15 protein-coding genes and 1 riboswitch are annotated in these 17,440 nt (G+C 53.4%); of the genes, 11 read left to right on the top strand and 4 right to left on the bottom strand.

Features of this window, described 5'->3' with window-relative positions:
- Positions 1-248: 248 nt before the first annotated feature.
- Positions 249-1,043 (bottom strand): class I SAM-dependent methyltransferase, encoded by a 795-nt coding sequence (locus tag REIFOR_RS04195; RefSeq protein WP_100256376.1) that lies wholly within the window; start codon positions 1,041-1,043, stop codon positions 249-251.
- 530 nt (positions 1,044-1,573) lie between these two features.
- On the opposite strand from REIFOR_RS04195, the gene hisB reads away from it, so the two are divergent.
- The 9 genes from hisB to REIFOR_RS04150 all read left to right on the top strand — a co-directional run bounded on the left by hisB (position 1,574) and on the right by REIFOR_RS04150 (position 12,045).
- The gene (gene hisB / locus REIFOR_RS04190; protein ID WP_100256375.1) at positions 1,574-2,164 is read left to right on the top strand and encodes an imidazoleglycerol-phosphate dehydratase HisB; all 591 of its coding nucleotides are present in this window, start codon (positions 1,574-1,576) and stop codon (positions 2,162-2,164) included.
- A gap of 62 nt (positions 2,165-2,226) precedes the next feature.
- The gene (hisH, locus tag REIFOR_RS04185) at positions 2,227-2,877 is read left to right on the top strand and encodes an imidazole glycerol phosphate synthase subunit HisH (RefSeq protein ID WP_100256374.1); all 651 of its coding nucleotides are present in this window, start codon (positions 2,227-2,229) and stop codon (positions 2,875-2,877) included.
- 32 nt (positions 2,878-2,909) lie between these two features.
- Complete coding sequence (gene hisA, locus REIFOR_RS04180) at positions 2,910-3,650, top strand: 1-(5-phosphoribosyl)-5-[(5-phosphoribosylamino)methylideneamino]imidazole-4-carboxamide isomerase (RefSeq protein ID WP_100256373.1); 741 nt, start codon at positions 2,910-2,912, stop codon at positions 3,648-3,650.
- 12 nt (positions 3,651-3,662) lie between these two features.
- Positions 3,663-4,421, top strand: a complete 759-nt coding sequence (hisF, locus tag REIFOR_RS04175; protein WP_100256372.1) for an imidazole glycerol phosphate synthase subunit HisF — start codon at positions 3,663-3,665, stop codon at positions 4,419-4,421.
- Positions 4,422-4,680: 259 nt separating this feature from the next.
- The gene (gene pfkA, locus REIFOR_RS04170; protein WP_100256371.1) at positions 4,681-5,643 is read left to right on the top strand and encodes a 6-phosphofructokinase; all 963 of its coding nucleotides are present in this window, start codon (positions 4,681-4,683) and stop codon (positions 5,641-5,643) included.
- Positions 5,644-6,208: 565 nt separating this feature from the next.
- A complete protein-coding gene (pflB, locus tag REIFOR_RS04165) occupies positions 6,209-8,476 on the top strand; it encodes a formate C-acetyltransferase (protein ID WP_100256370.1) in 2,268 nt (755 codons plus the stop codon).
- A 272-nt stretch (positions 8,477-8,748) separates the two neighbouring features.
- Positions 8,749-10,269: an EAL domain-containing protein gene (locus REIFOR_RS04160; RefSeq protein ID WP_158524285.1), complete on the top strand. Its 1,521-nt coding sequence runs from the start codon at positions 8,749-8,751 to the stop codon at positions 10,267-10,269.
- Positions 10,270-10,357: 88 nt separating this feature from the next.
- The gene (gene pflA, locus REIFOR_RS04155) at positions 10,358-11,143 is read left to right on the top strand and encodes a pyruvate formate-lyase-activating protein (protein ID WP_100256368.1); all 786 of its coding nucleotides are present in this window, start codon (positions 10,358-10,360) and stop codon (positions 11,141-11,143) included.
- A 116-nt stretch (positions 11,144-11,259) separates the two neighbouring features.
- A complete protein-coding gene (locus REIFOR_RS04150) occupies positions 11,260-12,045 on the top strand; it encodes a phosphatase (protein ID WP_100256367.1) in 786 nt (261 codons plus the stop codon).
- A gap of 55 nt (positions 12,046-12,100) precedes the next feature.
- On the opposite strand, the gene REIFOR_RS04145 is transcribed toward REIFOR_RS04150, so the two are convergent.
- Entirely contained in the window at positions 12,101-13,078 is a 978-nt protein-coding gene (locus tag REIFOR_RS04145; RefSeq protein WP_100256366.1) for a nucleoside recognition domain-containing protein, read from the bottom strand.
- A gap of 131 nt (positions 13,079-13,209) precedes the next feature.
- Here REIFOR_RS04145 and REIFOR_RS04140 point away from each other — a divergent pair, with 131 nt between their 5' ends.
- Positions 13,210-13,521, top strand: coding sequence for a hypothetical protein (locus tag REIFOR_RS04140; protein WP_145980229.1), 312 nt, complete (start codon positions 13,210-13,212; stop codon positions 13,519-13,521).
- Positions 13,522-13,654: 133 nt separating this feature from the next.
- Positions 13,655-13,939: a hypothetical protein gene (locus REIFOR_RS04135; RefSeq protein ID WP_100256364.1), complete on the top strand. Its 285-nt coding sequence runs from the start codon at positions 13,655-13,657 to the stop codon at positions 13,937-13,939.
- 10 nt (positions 13,940-13,949) lie between these two features.
- Here the strand turns inward: REIFOR_RS04135 and REIFOR_RS04130 are convergent, their stop codons facing one another.
- The gene (locus REIFOR_RS04130; protein WP_100256363.1) at positions 13,950-15,116 is read right to left on the bottom strand and encodes a hypothetical protein; all 1,167 of its coding nucleotides are present in this window, start codon (positions 15,114-15,116) and stop codon (positions 13,950-13,952) included.
- Positions 15,113-17,101: a TonB-dependent receptor gene (locus REIFOR_RS04125; protein WP_100256362.1), complete on the bottom strand. Its 1,989-nt coding sequence runs from the start codon at positions 17,099-17,101 to the stop codon at positions 15,113-15,115. The genes REIFOR_RS04130 and REIFOR_RS04125 overlap by 4 nt, the downstream gene beginning before the upstream one ends.
- 12 nt (positions 17,102-17,113) lie before the next feature.
- Positions 17,114-17,306, bottom strand: a riboswitch (cobalamin riboswitch).
- Positions 17,307-17,440 lie beyond the last annotated feature (134 nt).

Raw genomic sequence — 17,440 nt, 5'->3', positions numbered from 1 at the left:
GCGAGCAAGGCCTAGAGCGAACAAAGCCAGCGAGGGGCGGGAACTTGTGTTCTGGGGTCTGTTTAAAATGGCGCGGATAAATGCCCAGAGCTACAAAAGAGTTGACCCCGTTTGCACAATCAAGGTGCCTAAATTAGACCGAGGCACCAATATAGAGCAATAAGAAACAAATGTGCACTAAAATAGCGCATTGAATAAGCACACCAAGGCCCGCAATAGGTTGCAATGCTGGGACGAAGGTAGAGGTGTTAACCGTTTTTTCGAGCGATGAAGAAGCCTGAATGAGGGGTGAGGCGCAAATATCCCCTGACCACCATGGCGTCACTAATAGCGGCATGGATCTCGTCGTAATGCTCCGTCACCCACTCGGCCAGACTACTCTTCATGGTTTTCAACAGATAATCCATTACCGGTTCTGCGGAGTTGACGTGCAGACTGTTGTCATATTCAAACTGGTCTACTTGCTGAAAGTGGCGCTGCAAGATGCCACCGCCATTTTCCAAACCAAAGCAGTTGGCCCATGTCTCGGCGCCCCAGGTCAAATCCTGCTGCTTTAACCTTAATAAAGTGGCCAATTCATGCAGATGGTCCTGCCCCACTGTCGAGCAAATCAGCAGTCCGTCGGACGTCAGCAAGCGGATCACTGAGGCCAGCAGTCCGTCGATTTCCTGTGCGTAAAACAGATTGTGATTGGCGATAACCACATCAAAAGGGCCCGCGACCTTGGCTAACTCATTAAAATCCAGCGTTTCAAATTCAAGGCTCGCGGCTAGGTTGCTTAGCGGCTCGAGCTTTTGTTGGGCTGACGACAAGATATCCTGAGAAATATCGGTCAGTGTCAGCGCGCAGTTTGACCAGCGCGGTAATAGAGACTGCCAAAAGCCACCGCTGCCGCAACCCAGCTCCAGCACCCTTTTCCCGGCGAGGGAGGGCAACATCCCGGCCTGCCACTGAAAAAAGGTTTGCGTACCCGTGGAAAAATCATACAAGCGAATGCGCGTTTCATTTTCTTCATTAACAGACTGTTCTAATGACTGAATCACGGTGCTTCCTCTGGCGAGTGTTTCGATTTTTAAATGACTATTGTGCGCTAAACACACAGAAGGCACCTTTTGGGGGCTTGCTCTTAGCCGTTGGTAGCACTCAATATCTCACCCTGGCGGGAACATCTAAACAACCCATAGGTTCTATTTATGGCCCCAGTGCTAGCGGAACGGGTCCTCTTAAATAACGCCGGCATACCTTTAAGGGGCTCGATTTCATTAGCCTACAGCAAGGCAGTGAGGCCGCCCTAAAGCTTGCATTTGGCCCAAGGAGCACCACTATTATTGGGTTCGCTAGCCCTGAATGCAGCACGACCCACAACCCCAGTGGTATGCTATGACCTGTGCGCACGCGGGTCACCCAAGTGATAGTTTCGCTCACTATAGCGCTCTTCGATGAACCAGATTGACACGCATGGGTGGTTTGACGGTCAGCATACTTATATAATCGCCCTCAGCAAGTGGTTTTGGTCAATAAACCGGCCACCCGTCCAGAAAGATTAACCTCACTTTCATACAGAGAGATTGTCATGAGTCGCCAGGCGACAGTAGAACGCAACACTAACGAAACCCAGATTCGGGTGTCGATCAATCTAGACGGCACCGGCAAGGCGACGCTCAATTCGTCTATCCCTTTTCTGGACCATATGCTCGATCAGATTGCTCGCCACGGGCTTTTTGACCTAGACGTCTATTGTGACGGTGATAATCAAATAGATGATCACCATAGCGCCGAAGATGTGGGCATTACCCTGGGGCAAGCCTTTGCCAAGGCCGTTGGCGACAAGAAAGGCCTGACCCGTTACGGTCACAGCTATGTCCCGCTAGATGAGGCGCTGTCCCGCGTGGTGGTCGATTTATCCGGCCGACCGGGCCTAGAATTTGATTGCACCTTCGTCCGAGCCAGTATTGGCACCTTTGACGTCGATCTGTTCGTCGAGTTCTTTCAAGGTTTCGTCAACCATGCCCTAGTCTCTCTGCATATAGACAATCTAAAAGGTCGCAACGCGCATCACCAGGCTGAGACGATCTTCAAGGCCTTTGGACGAGCCTTACGAACGGCCGTGTCCGTCGATGAACGACAAGCTGGCGCAATTCCGTCCACTAAAGGCGTGCTGTAATAGTTCCGCTGGACCGGTCGGTCATCTCTGCCTGACCGGCCGCACTGTTTTTGGAGTTCGAATTGAGCAAACACCTCCTGACCATTATCGACTACGGCATGGGCAACCTGCACTCGGTTGCCAAAGCCCTAGAGCATGTGGCACCCAATTTTCAGGTTGAAATTACTGCAGATAAGGCGCGTATCGCCGCTGCCGATCACGTGATATTGCCCGGCGTCGGTGCCATCCGCGATTGCATGGCGGAAATACGCGCGCAGGGCGTCGACACGCTGGTGCGCGACGTTCTGGCCAGCGGCACGCCCTTTTTGGGCATCTGTGTCGGCATGCAGGCGCTGATGCACTCCAGTGATGAAAACGGGGGCGTGGCTGGTCTCAACACCTTCCCCGGTCGGGTCCATTGTTTCCCGAAAGATGCGCTCGATGTCCACGATTTACCGATGAAAGTGCCCCATATGGGTTGGAATAACGTCTATCAACAAGCCGAACACCCGCTCTGGCAGGGCATTGAGTCAGGGGAGCGCTTCTATTTTGTCCACAGCTACTATGTTGAGCCACAACCGGCCTACACCATTGGTACCTGCCACTATGGACCCGAGTTTGCGGCGATGGTGGGCCGCGACAACCTGTTTGCCACTCAATTCCATCCGGAGAAAAGCCATACCGCCGGCTTGCAGCTACTCAAAAACTTTACCGACTGGAATGGGCGCCTGTAACCCACCGACTGATTTTTTCAATAGGACACATCATGCTGATTATCCCTGCCATCGATTTAAAAGACGGCCACTGCGTTCGCCTTCTGCAAGGGCGTATGGAAGACGCCACCGTGTTTGGTGCCGATCCGGTTGCCATGGCGACCCGCTGGGTCGAGGCTGGCTGCAAGCGTTTGCATTTGGTGGACCTCAATGGCGCCTTCGAAGGCGCGCCGATCCATGCCGATGCCGTGCTTCGGATTGCGCAGAAATATCCCAAGTTACCGATTCAGATTGGTGGCGGTATTCGTTCGCTCGAGACCATAGCCCATTATATCGAGGCCGGTGTCAGCTGGTGCATCATCGGTACTAAGGCCCTGCAGGATCCGGATTTTGTAAAGGCGGCCTGTAAGCAATTCCCGGGCAAAATCATAGTGGGCATCGACGCCAAAGACGGCTGGGTGGCGACCGACGGTTGGGCCGACATTAGTAACGTCAAGGCTACCGACCTGGCCGTCGGTTTTGCCGACGCCGGTGTCAGTGCTATCGTTTACACCGATATTAGCCGGGATGGCATGATGCAAGGCGTCAATTGGCCGGCCACTCAAGCCTTGGCGGCTGCATGTGGAATACCGGTCATCGCCTCGGGTGGCGTCACCAATATGAACGATGTCACCGAGCTGTGCCAGCATGCCCAGAGCGGCATCGCCGGTGCCATTACCGGTCGTGCCATCTATGAAGGTACGCTGGATTTAAGCGCGGCCCAACAGTACTGCGATCGTTATACAAGCGCATAACAGGGAATCAAGATGCCATTAGCCAAACGAATTATTCCATGCTTGGATGTCGATCGGGGCCGAGTCGTTAAGGGTGTCAACTTCCTTAATATCCGCGACGCCGGGGACCCGGTCGAGGTCGCCAAACGCTATAACGAGCAGGGTGCCGACGAAATCACCATGCTCGACATCACCGCCACCCACGAAGGTCGCGGTACCATGATCGAGACGGTGCGTGCCATCGCCGGGCAGGTCTTTATCCCGCTGACGGTCGGCGGTGGCATTCGTACCGTCGCCGATATCCGCGCCATGCTCAATGCCGGCGCCGACAAGATTGGCATTAACTCGGCCGCCATCAGCAACCCAGCCTTTGTCCGCGAAGCCTCGGAGCGCTTCGGCGCCCAATGTATTGTGGTCGCCATCGATGCCAAACGCGTCGATGACCACTGGGAAATTTTTACCCATGGTGGCCGCAAGGCGACCGGCATAAACGCCGTTGAGTGGGCCATCCGCATGCAGGCGTATGGTGCGGGCGAATTGCTGTTGACCAGCATGGACCGAGATGGCGCCAAAAGCGGCTTCGACCTGGCCCTGACGCGCGCAATATCCGATGCGGTATCGATACCGGTGATCGCCAGTGGCGGTGTCGGCACCTTGGAGCACCTGGCCGAGGGCGTTAATCTGGGACATGCCGATGCCGTGCTAGCGGCCAGTATCTTTCACTTCGGGGAATTCACCATCGCCGATGCGAAGCGACATATGGCGTCACGCAATATTGAGATGCGCCGCTAAGAACCCTTCGGCCGAGCGCTCACCCACCTCGTGGTTAGCACACGGCCCTATTCCTGACTTTTGGTACTTAATTTCCATTTCCGGTTAAATACGCCCTACTGACCCTATCAAAAGTTGCTTAAGCACACTAAAATAGCCCCAATTATTAATTTCAGGCCCTTTTAATGTAATTTCATTACATTTTACGGCCCCAGATCGGATACCAAATAGCCTGTTTTTGATCCATTCACAGGCATTGAACTCTAGAGGCAGTCCTCCCATGATCAAGAAAATCGGTGTACTTACCAGCGGTGGCGATGCCCCAGGTATGAATGCGGCAGTTCGAGCGGTGGTTCGAACCGCTATTGCTAAGGGCATTGAAGTTTACGGCATCTATGACGGTTACTTAGGTTTGCATGAAGGTCGTATTAAGAAGCTCGAACGGCACAACGTCTCCGACATGATCAATCGAGGCGGTACCTTTCTCGGATCGGCACGTTTTCCGGAATTCAAAGAAGAGTCGGTACGCCACACCGCGATCGCCAATATGCGCAAGCTCGATATTGAGGCGCTGGTGGTCGTAGGAGGCGACGGCTCCTACATGGGTGCGAAGAAAATGACCGAAATGGGTTTTCCCTGTATCGGCCTGCCCGGCACCATCGACAATGATATCGCCGGCACCGACTATACCATCGGCTTTCATACCGCCTTAAATACAGTCCTAGATGCCATCGACCGATTGCGGGATACCAGTTCGTCACACAATCGTATTTCAATAGTCGAAATCATGGGTCGTCATTGTGGCGACTTAACCATGATGGCGGCCATCGGGGGCGGTGCGGAATTCACCATCATCCCCGAAAAGGGTTACAACGAAGACGAGTTGGTCGCCAGCATCGTCAGTGATGTCGAAAAAGGTAAAAAACACGCCATTATCGCGATCACCGAACACATCACCAATGTCGCGGACCTGGCAATGGTAATCGAAAAACGCACCCACTTGGAAACCCGCGCCACAATCTTGGGTCACACCCAACGTGGCGGTTCGCCGTGCGCATTCGATCGAATTATGGCCAGTGAAATGGGCGCCTTTGCCGTGGAATTATTAATACAGGGTGAAGCCGGCCGCTGTGTTGGCATACAGAGTAATAAACTCACCCACCACGATATTATCGATGCCATCGAGAATATGGCTCGACCCTTTAATCAGTCCATCTACGACCTCACCAAAATCCTCTCCTAATGCCTTGGGGCTAAGCCTCAATAAGAAGAGAATCCACCCTCGATGGGTTTTCTTCAACCCCAGTGAGAAAGAAATATTGCGTAATTTCGCTCCCAGATTGCACTTCGCAGGCATCCCAGGGGAGAAATTCAATTGCGTAATTTAACTACATGAAAATAGCCCTAAGCCAGGTTTTTGTTGACTCAGATCAAACGGAGTCGACCTAAGAGATCGATAATAACGCCAGACAAAATTTGTAGAGCGTGTTGAAGTCTTTTTGGCTCGATGAATCCATGAAAGCTGTAATAAAACTATTTTTTCAGTCATGGTTAAAACATTGATGTAAGCCAAAATATCGTCAACAAATGAAGGTAGTCTGTTATCACTCTCTGGCTGTAGGAAAAGACCTTAAAGCGACTTCTTGAGCAGAGATAATAGTGCTGGTGTTGGCCTATAACTCTTGAAACCAGTTTTAATCGTTTCAAGATTTCACTTAGCTCGGCTTTTTTCCTACCTTTTTTTCAGACGCTCCTGCTCTTAGTTTTAAAATTTTCTATGCTTATAGAAACGTTGCGGAGAAAAACCTATGTACCGAAAACAGGCAGACCACACCATCAATACCCAAACCACACCGTGGGATGGATTCCACTCCGGACTTTGGCAACGCGACGTGGATGTGCGCGATTTTATCCAACAAAACTATCGTCCGTACACCGGCGACGCCCGTTTTTTGGTCGGTGCGACTACCCGCACCAAAGATGTCTGGGCGCTCGTTCTGGATCTAATGAAAGAAGAACAACGGCTGCAGGGCCCACTGGACTTTGATACCGATTTACCGAGCACCATCACCTCCCACCAACCTGGCTACATCAATAAAGATCTCGAGCGCGTCGTCGGCCTGCAGACCGATGCACCCCTTAAGCGGGGCATGGTCGCCAACGCCGGCATCCGCATGGTGGAGGCGTCCTGTGATGCCTATGGTCGAAAGCTGGACCCAATGATCAATAAAATTTTCACCCAGTATCGTAAAACCCATAATGCTGGCGTGTTCGATGGCTACACCCCCGAAATGGTACGTTGCCGAAAGGCCGGCGTGGTGACCGGTTTGCCCGATGCCTATGGCCGTGGTCGGATCATTGGCGATTACCGCCGCGTCGCGTTGTATGGAACCGAGCGCTTAATTGAAGATAAAAAGAATCAGAAAACTTCGCTCGATAATGAGCAGATGACCGAAGCGGTAATACGTTTGCGCGAGGAGCTGTCCGAGCAGATTCGGGCCCTGCAAGAAATGACCGCCATGGCGGAAAGCTACGGCTTCGATATCAGCCTGCCGGCCCAAAACGCCCATGAAGCGATACAGTGGACCTACTTTGCCTACCTTGCCGCGATAAAAAGCCAAAACGGCGCCGCGATGAGCTTTGGTCGCGTTTCAACCTTCCTCGATATCTACATTGAACGTGACCTGGCCTGCGGCGCCCTGTCCGAAGAGCTGGCCCAGGAATTGATCGACGATCTGGTGATTAAGCTGCGCATGGTGCGCTTCCTACGGACTCCTGAATACGATGGTCTGTTTTCCGGCGATCCCACCTGGGTCACCGAGTCGATCGGCGGGATGGGCGAAGACGGGCGAGCCTTGGTGACCAAGACCAGCTTCCGCATGTTAAACAGCCTCTATACCCTCGGTGCTGCGCCGGAGCCAAACCTGACGGTGTTATGGAGCGACGCCATGCCCAAGGGCTTCAAGGACTTCTGCTCCAAGGTGTCAATCGATACCAGCTCAATTCAGTATGAGAACGATGACCTGATGCGCGCCAAGTTTGGCGACGACTATGGTATCGCCTGCTGTGTATCAGCGATGCGCATCGGCAAACAGATGCAGTTCTTTGGTGCGCGTTGTAATCTGGCCAAGACCATGCTTTATGGTATTAACGGTGGCATGGACGAAAAAATTAACCTGCAAGTCGGACCAAAAAAAGACGTCCTGGCCGGGGACTATCTGGACTACGACACCGTCTGGGCACGCTTCGATGAGTACATGGCCTGGATCGCCCGGACCTATGTCAATACGCTCAATGTGATCCACTTTATGCACGACAAGTATTGCTATGAAGCATCACAGATGGCCCTGCACGATCGGGATGTCGTGCGCACCATGGCCTGTGGCATCGCCGGCCTGTCGGTCGTGGCCGATTCCTTGAGTGCGATCAAATTTGCCAAGGTGAAGGCCATCCGCAACGCCGATGGTTATATTACCGACTTTGCCACCGAAGGCGATTACCCCAAGTTCGGCAACAACGATGACCGGGTCGATGAATTGGCGCAAATGGTGGTGACTCGCTTTATGGATCATGTCCGGCAAACGCCGACCTACCGGGATGCTACGCCCACTCAATCGATCCTGACCATTACGTCGAATGTCGTCTACGGCAAGAAAACCGGCAATACCCCGGACGGCCGTAAAACCGGGCAGCCCTTTGCACCGGGTGCGAACCCGATGCATGGCCGGGATCAAAAGGGTGCTCTGGCCTCGCTGCTGAGCGTGGCTAAGCTGCCCTATGACGATGCCGAGGATGGTATTTCCTACACCATGTCTCTAGTCCCAGCGTCCCTCGGCAAAGACGAGACCAGCAAGGTCGGCAACCTTACCGGCATGCTCGATGGCTATTTTGGCGCCAAGGGTCACCATATTAATGTCAACGTCTTGAATCGGGAAATGCTCCAGGATGCCATGGAACACCCGGAAAACTATCCCCAACTGACCATTCGCGTGTCCGGCTATGCAGTGAACTTTGTCAAGCTGACGCGTGAACAGCAGATGGATGTCATCACTCGGACCTTTCACAGCCAGGTATAGACAGGCCGCTGTCGGGGTTAACGATTCGAACATAAGGGCGCCGAGCGCCCTTTTTATGACTTGGCGGTTAACGGCCGACACCGGATGCATATCTTCGGTCGGCTAAGACGGCCTAACGAATAAGGTATAGAGCCCCAAGGTTTCGATCACCCATGCGCTTGGATGGCAATCTAAGGTCAAAAAAATGGGCTATGCTAAAACTGACCCGTTTATACAGTCCAATGCCAGTGGCCGCTTATTATCTAACAAAAATCCCCCCTCTGTTTGCTGTTGTGCTTCTTGCAATACTCTTGGTTAAGTTGGACTTTCTGACTGAACGCACAGCGAGTGCCCATGCGCTGGATGCACAGTTGGTTCGGCTTGAACAGGTTACCAACAACCTGGCCTTTGCCGTCAGCCAGCTTGTCGGCCACACTCAAAAGAAGACAAATGGTGCCGACTTGCTCAGCCATCTTATGCAACCCGGTGCTTTTGAGCTGGCCCTGAACAGTGCTTACCTACTTTTAGCTGATGGCACCTACTATCGCTTTAATGGCGGCAACCCGGTGCAACACTATTTGGTGACCCAGGACGACACCGATGCTGCGGCGCGCCCGCTGAGTCTAGTCGGCACATCAATATGGCGCTACTACTTTGACGCCGAGCGCCGGCTCGACTGGCGCATTTGGCCGGACCCGTTTAACCGCTCCCTGTTGGTGCTAACCCTACCGGTGGCAACCGATATTAGCAGTCGGCCACAACTGCTGGCGATCAGCTTCGAACCGGCTCAGTGGCTGGCGGCCCTAGGTCCTAAGTTGAATTTGGCCATTAGAGTTCAGGAGGACATCCTCTACGACACCTCAGATTACCCGAGCCAAGTCACGGCCTTAGTCGCCACTGTCGGCTGGAGCGATCCGGCCTTGTCCTTTCAACACTGGCATCGAGCGCAGCCCTGGCGCTATCTTTATATAGGCTTGGCGGTATCGGCCCTACTCATGCTGATAATCAAACTGATCGAAACGCCACAGAGACAACTGCAACAGGACCTGAGGCAGGCCCTAAAGATCAAGGCTTTTAGCCTACATTACCAGGCCATTGTCGAGCTCAACTCGAATCGCTGTGTTGGCGCCGAAGCGCTTATTCGCTGGCCAGCGTCCAACCTCAAACCGGAGCAATTCATCTGCGTCGCTGAACAGACCGGCCTCATTCACGGCATTGGTTTTTGGGTGTTGGAAACAGCTCTGGCCCAGTTGCAGCGATGGCGCAACGAGCGGCTTGAGATAGGCTATCTTTCGGTTAATCTGTCGATAATCCAGCTGGCGGACCCAGAGTTCCTAAACAAGATCGATGCACTTTTGGCGCGTTATCCCATTCGCGCGGGTGAGATCATTTTAGAAATCACCGAGTCGGTGTTGATCCAACAAGACGATGCCGAGGTGCTTCAGCTGTCGCAATTGCGCGCCCGCGGTTTTCATCTAGCCTTAGATGATTTCGGTACCGGCTGCTCGCCCCTCAGTAATGTAAAAAACTTACCCATCAATGTTCTCAAGATTGACCGATCCTTTATCGCCGGCATTCCCGACAACCGCTATGACGCCAGCATTTGCACAGCCATCATCCAGATGGCGAAAGCTTTGGATTTGCAGCTAGTGGCCGAAGGGGTTGAAACCCCGAGACAATTAGCTTGGTTGCAAGCCCAGGGCGTGACCGCCGCCCAAGGCTTCTTCTTTACCAAAGCCGTTTCGGCGAGCGATTTTCGCGCCCATATCTCGTCACCTCGACCGGACTTATTACCCGAGCTCGGCGCAAGTTAGGGCGGGCCCTAATCGTTCAACTGATCTGTCGCAATAGGCTTGTCTGCGATGGCGCTACAATTACGCCGCCGACCCACTAGGATGGATAATGAGCTCAACCATAGCCGTGTTAAATATTCCAAAATACCATGCCGATGAGATGCTCGGTCGGGTGCATTCAATTGAAAGTTTTGGCACCGTCGATGGCCCAGGCACCCGATTTGTGGTGTTTTTACAAGGCTGTTTGTTCCGCTGCAAGTATTGCCACAATCGCGATACCTGGGACTTGGATGGCGGCGAACTCTATAGCGTCACTGAAATGGTCGAGCAAATATTGCCCTATGCTAAATTCATGGACGCCAGCGGTGGCGGGGTTACAGTAACCGGCGGCGAACCGGTGTTGCAGGCCGCCTTTGTCGGGCTCTTGTTTGAGAAACTGCACCAGCACAATATTCACACCTGCCTCGACACCAATGGCTATGTCGGCATTTACAGCGCTGAAGACAAGCTAATGATTGCCGAGAGTGACCTGATCATGGTCGACATCAAACATATCAACGATCAAAAACACCATCTATTGGTGGGCGTATCAAACCAGCGGACATTGCGCTTTGTCCGTTATTTGGCCAGCCTTGGCAAAAAAACTCGGATACGCTATGTGGTCGTGCCGGGTTATTCCGATGATCTGGATGACATCCATTCACTGGGCCAATTTTTGGCGCCCATGAATAATATTGAGCAGGTTGAGTTATTGCCCTATCACAACCTGGGCACCCACAAATGGAAGGCGATGAATTTGAAATATCCCCTAGAGGGCATGGTGCCGCCAACGGATGCCAGGATGGCAGAGATACAGTTGATCTTGGAAAGTTATGGCCTCGGCATCATTCGCTGAAGCGACACGCGAGCCTGTGTTTTCGATCCCATTCCTATATGCTGTGCCCAGACTGACACATTATTCATTAACCCCGTGCGGCCAACTAAGGCGACTGGGTTGCAGGCAGGCACCCTATGAAAATTCTTTGCGATACCCATTCCCATACCATCGCCAGCACCCATGCTTATAGCACGGTACACGACTATATTCGCGATGCCCGAGGCAATGGCCTAGAGCTGTTCTCACTGACCGACCACGGCCCGACCATGCCCGATGCGCCGCATCCATGGCACTTCGGCAATATGAAAATCTTGCCCCGGGTGGTCGAAAATATCGCAATCCTCCGCGCGATTGAGGCCAATATATTGCCCGAACCCTTTACCAACACGCACGACCGCTATGTCGACCTGCCCGATGGCATGCTGGGTTATTTGGATTTCGCCATCGCCAGCTTTCATGAACCGGTCTTTGCCCCCGGCAGTGTCCGAGAGAACACTCAGGCGATGATTCGAGCCATCACCAGCGGGGTAATTCAGATTATTGGCCATCCCGGCAATCCCAAATTCCCCGTCATCCAAGACGAGATCGTGCGCGCCGCCAAGGACCACAATGTGCTCTTGGAAATCAACAACAGTTCTTTTTTACAGTCCCGAAACGGTTCCGAACCCCATTGCCGCAGCTTGTTGGAGTTGATTGATAAGCACGCTGGGCAAGTCAGCCTAGGCAGTGATGCGCATATTAGTTTCGATGTCGGTCGCTTCGATTACACCCTGGGCATTCTCGACGAACTGGGTTTTGATGAACGTCGCATCACCACCAAGACCCCGGAACGCTTTTTGGCTTTCCTGGCGACTCACGGTAAGCCGGTGGCCACAGAATTGGCGCCCTGGTTGGCCACCTTACCGGCAACCCGGGGGTGACATCTGAGCATTGGGCGCTAAGCGGTTTGAGGCGAGCAAAGCAGGACTTCGCGCCCTATGGATCTGTCGCCAACGAGTGCACCAGATAGCGTTGTTGAAACGCTGCACTGCGGCCACGCGCCCAGTGAATCAGGGGCCAAGCCACGAGCAAGGTGAACAGCAGGCGCAGGCTCAATACCGCCGATAGGTCTGCGCCCATCAGTAAAATCAGCAGAGTATCCTCGATCAGGCTGTGACTGAGACCCAACAACGTCATAGCGGCAAAGACGTCCATCGGTTTAATGCGCCCAGATGCGGCTTCGCGAATTAGCAATCCGCCGCCAAAAGATAGCCCTAGGGTGAAGCCCACCAGGGTAATCGAGGTCGCCTGAGCAGAGATCCCAAATACTCGTAACAGCGGTGCCAAGGCAAGGTTAATCAGGCGTTCAATGCCGATAATTCTAAAGATACGCAACACCGCTAAAAGCAGCACAATAATCAGGAAGATAGCGACTAGACCCTTAAGTTGTTCCAGTGCCCACGCCAACAACGTCGGCTCTGGGCCCAAGGTTGGCTGCCAGAGCAGTATGGCCGGCTCTTGCAGGGTATTCGAAAAGCTGTAAATGAGATGTAGGAAGTAGCCATAGGCCAGACCACCAACCAGCCGCAACAACAGCGAGAAACCGAGACGAACCCCGGCCTTTTGGGCCACGCGCACTTCGATCGGCAGTGCGTGGCCAATCAACATCATGCCACCGATAACCGATACCTGAGCAACCGTCATGGCCCCATCAGAGTGGGTAAAAAAAACCAACATACCGGCGTAGATATTAGTAAGCAGACTGGTCGCCCAGACCAGGGCCATCGTCTCTGGTAAGCCGAGGCTGGCCATTAGCGGCGCCAAAAGTTGGCTCAATAACTCCACCCCACCGAGCTCCTCCAGCACTTTAATCACTATCAGAGTGGGCACCATAATCTTATAAAGGGTCCAAGACACCTCGAGGGTGTCGCGAGCCAAGGCTCGTAAATGATCGATTGGGCTTAGTGCGGTCATAGTTTAACTCATTGGGGGGCCTGGGCTGTGTGGAGCAACCAGCAGGCGAACGGGCCAAACCGGGACGGATTTGGGCATAGAAGCAAAAGCTGGACTATATTAGCGGGTAATGCTCGACGAATCAGGCCTTTATGATGCATACCCTTAAATACGCGCTGCTTTGCGCACTTCTTTTACTGATCGTGACCGTGGCCATTGCGCTGCTGATCATTGCCTACCAGTCACAGCTGTCCGGCGAGATCATCAGCGAAGCGCTGACCCGCTTCGTCGATCAGCGTCTCATAGAGCGTGCTACTCAGGCTATAATTGAGCGCGAGCTGGGCCTACAGAACGCCGCCCTGTGGCTGGCCGGTCTGCTGTTGTTGGCTAGCAATCTAGTCAGTACCGCGCTTTTCCTGCGCCTGCGCAGGGCCATGACGAATGAATCTGCCCAACCAATATGAGCATTTTTCGGCAAAAATAGTTTTTTCGGACAAAGCGGGCAAAAAAATGCCGTCTGAGGCAATAAACTGGGGCTAATGCCGCCAAAGGCTCTTACACTGGCGTCAACATACACAATATAGGGCCTGCTAAGCGATGAATCTCGATAAAGCACAGAAACGAATTAGCAAAAAGGCGAATAAGGGCTTTCAAGGCTTCCCGCAATTGATTATCACCTATTCCGGCCCCAGCGCCGATCTAGCGACCCGGGTCGATATCAGCTTTATCGCGGATGAAAACAGTGCCGCTCAGGTGCAAACCTTTAACACCCAGGCCGACATCCGCAGCGATGAAACCATCCAGACCACCCTGGTGAAAATAATGGACCGCTCCGAGGCCCTCACGGTGAGCCTAACCGACGGGGTTCAAGCACTCACCTAACGGGGCCCGGTTACAGTGCGAGAATCTGGGTTGGGTTGTAAGTCAGCTCGATTAACCGATTCACCGTACCGTCGTCCAGATCGATTACCTTTAAGCCGGCGTTTTCACTGCCATCGCTTTGCGCCTGCACGCCGACATAGAGCGCATCATCGGTGGCCAGCAGGTCACCGATATTATATTGGTTGGTTCCCAAGACGATTTCGCTCGGTGTACTGGTGCCAGCACGCAGCACAAAGACCTTGTCGTTGCCCCAGCTCACGCTACCGGAAAAGTACACATCGTTGTTGGCCGACACGGTCACGCCGCTGATATTGCCATAGGGTGCCGCGCTCAGGTCGCCATCGTCGATCAACAGAGCCGTCGCGTAGCTGGTTGTGTTAAGGGTGGCGATACCACCGGTGTATTTGCCTGACGTATCGGCATAGTTGTAGGCGTCACCTGTGGCCGCGACATAGAGTAGGCCATCGTGCAGTGCAAAGGACCCGGCATTGCGCACCGGCAATTCGATAGCCTGAACGCCGGCCATTGTGGTATCGGTATCGACTAAACTATTCGTGCTGGTATCGATCACCACGACCTTGGAATTGGCAGCAGCGGCATAGCTGTCGTTCAAACCAGTTAACAGTACAAATAATTTCCCATCCAGCCACTCCAGATCGGCCATATGCGGGTTACCACTGCTGGCGTTAGCAAAGGCAGATAGATCAATTTTCTCGATGAGGAAATCAGCATCTGTCGTCGCGGCAGGATTAACCACCCACAGATCCTTGCTACCATTGCGAGACACGTAAGCTTGACGGCTACTTAGGGCCAATAGATCACCCGGATTGGCACTAAAATCATCGCCCAAGACACTGCGCTGCCAATCGACTGACACAACGTCCGATTCCGTATCAATACTGATTTTCGATACGGAATCAAAGCCATAACGTCCGAGTCGGAACAGTTCTCCAGCTTCAAAGGCAATGGCGATATCGGCTGGATTGGTGGTGTGAATTCGTTGTTCAAATACTTCATCGATTTCTAGGACTGTGTTGATCAGGATAACATCGCTAGTGGCATAGTCCGGCGAGGCTGCCGCCACCGCTAGGTTAACCGAACCCAAGGGGCTGTTATTCGGCTCCGGCAAACAGGCCACAAGGAGCATGGCGCTAGCAATTATTAACAGTTTTTTCATATATTTTCTCCAAAGAAATAAACAAGGCTAAGATAGATTTTGCGCCCAGGCAGCGGGCTATTGCTGTAATCCACCTGGTAGCGATTGAGTAGGTTTTCGACGGCGAGCGTGCCCTGCCAATTATTTTTTCGGCCACTGAGCGCGCTGTTAAATTGGTGTTTGGCGGTCGCCATGGTCGAGTTGGCGCGATCAAAATAGAGGCCGGCCTGATAGATATAACTGCTCTGCCAAGTCAGGCCGGGCAAGGGTGTCCCGCTCAGCTGATGGCGCACACTGAGTGGATAAAAGCCGGGCACCTGCTTTTGGTCATAGACCTTTAACAACGAGCTTGCCCAGCCACGTTGCCAGCTGCCACTGGAGCTCAGTTGCAACGCGCCGAGAGGGGCTTCGACCTGCCACTCCAGGCCATAAAAAATCGATTCATCGATATTAATATAACGACCGACACCCTGGGAGTTGAACACCGGCGCGATGGTATTGTCCGACTGCCGGGCAAAGGCGGTGGCATTGAACTGATAGGCCGCACCCTGCCATTGATAATTGATATCCCCGCTCAGGGCGCTCTCGGCAGCCAGGTCAGCATTGCCCTTAAAGCTGCCCAGATTCCCGAAGCGTTCAATGAGGTTCGGCAAGCGCTCGGAACTTTGCAGATTCACTTGCACGCGGTGCTCACCGCGTTGATAGCCAATTCCGGCCTGGCCACTGAAGCGGCTACCAGCCGCCTCTGTGTCATCCGAGCTATCACTGAAGGTGGCGTAGCGTAAGCTGCCGGTTAAGGTTGTAAAGGCAGCCACAAACCAGTCGGCGCCGAGACTGTGCGCCCCGCTCAGCCGTTCGGCGTCGACCTGGGTAACGCTCTGCTGTTCAATCACAAATTGCGCCTGATCCAATTGATTGTTCAACGTAAGCAGTCCCCAAGACAGCGGCAGCACAAAGGTCTGCGCCAGCTGTCGACTCAACAGTCGATCGCGACTGTCGCTGACAAAGCTGCCCAGGCCATTGGCCGGATCGCTAAAATGGCCCAGATCTTCACTGATATTGAAGCGCAGCGAACTGTCCTGGTGCCATAACCAGTCGGACAGGTTAATACCCAGTTGCAGCGCCTGTTTGCCTTGCTGGTAGTAGCTGTCGGCGCTGGTTAGATTGGCCCAGTGGGGCAGATTTTTCTGTTGATCGTGCGCACTGAGATTGACAAAGTAACTGCTCTTGGCTTGATTGATAGTGCCGGTTAGGCCACCGGACCAGGATTCAAATTGCGCATTGTTGCGCGTCTGCCATTCATCATCGCCGCTGTATTGCGCGGTGCCGCCATCGTTCGAGTAGGTAAAATCGTTATCGACTGCCAAGCCTTCAACAAAGCCGGTAACCGCCAGATTCGCCACCAGTAGATCACTGGTCACCAGGCCGCGCCGATGGCCAAAGCTACCGGTCTCGAGCAATATCTTAGTTCGATTTTGGCGTGCCGTGCGGCGCACTATATTGATGGCACCGCCCGGGCTGCCCTGGGCAAATTGAGTGGGGGTACTGCCGGAATAAACTTCGATGCGTTCGACATCGGCGAGCGACATCTGTTGCAAGAAACCGCCCTCACCGCCAACGTTCGACTGCAACACCCCGTCGAGGTAAATCTGGGTCTGGGCGCTGGGTGCGCCGCGCACGCTGACGCTGGCATAGCTACCAGTGGCCCCGGTTTGTTGCAACTGCACAGAGGGGGCTCGCTCGATAACATCGGCGACGCTTAGAGCGCTAGCCGCAAATTGGCTGGCATCGATTACGGTGACTTGGGCGGTACTGAATTCCGGCTGGGTGCTGAAAGCGGGGGTAATGGCAGAATATAGGGTCGGCAAAATATTAGCCGTCGGCTGGGCCGCATCAGTTTGCGCGCCAACCGATGCATCAACTAAGTCTTCTGCAGACGGAGTTGTTACAAAAAGGCAAAAAATTACAGACCACAGCGAAACGCTGCACGATTGTCTAAACGACATGCACCCACCCGTACGGAAAAATGACATCAGGCCGGTATCCGGACTTGAGAGGCTCAGCTAGGCTGTTGAATCAATCCCTTCCCGCTTGCGCAGTGGCATATATTGATTCAATGGTTTACCCTCTCTCACCGTTGCGGGGGCAGTACTGGTTTCACACCAGTTTCCCGTTTAAACGTTGTAGGTCACCTGAATTTGGAAGCGAGTATAGAGTGTCCGACGAAGCCGTCAACCCCTTATTTACAATGTCTGCACGCGATACGATCTGGCGACTGGTATTTTTTACCGGTTCCATTTTGGTGCACCTGGCTATATTCGCATTGGTCAAAATACCGCAGACTT

Origin of the sequence: Reinekea forsetii, from assembly GCF_002795845.1 — a bacterium.
Taxonomy (GTDB): Bacteria; Pseudomonadota; Gammaproteobacteria; order Pseudomonadales; family Natronospirillaceae; genus Reinekea; species Reinekea forsetii.
This window is presented reverse-complemented; position numbering and strand designations above follow the sequence as displayed.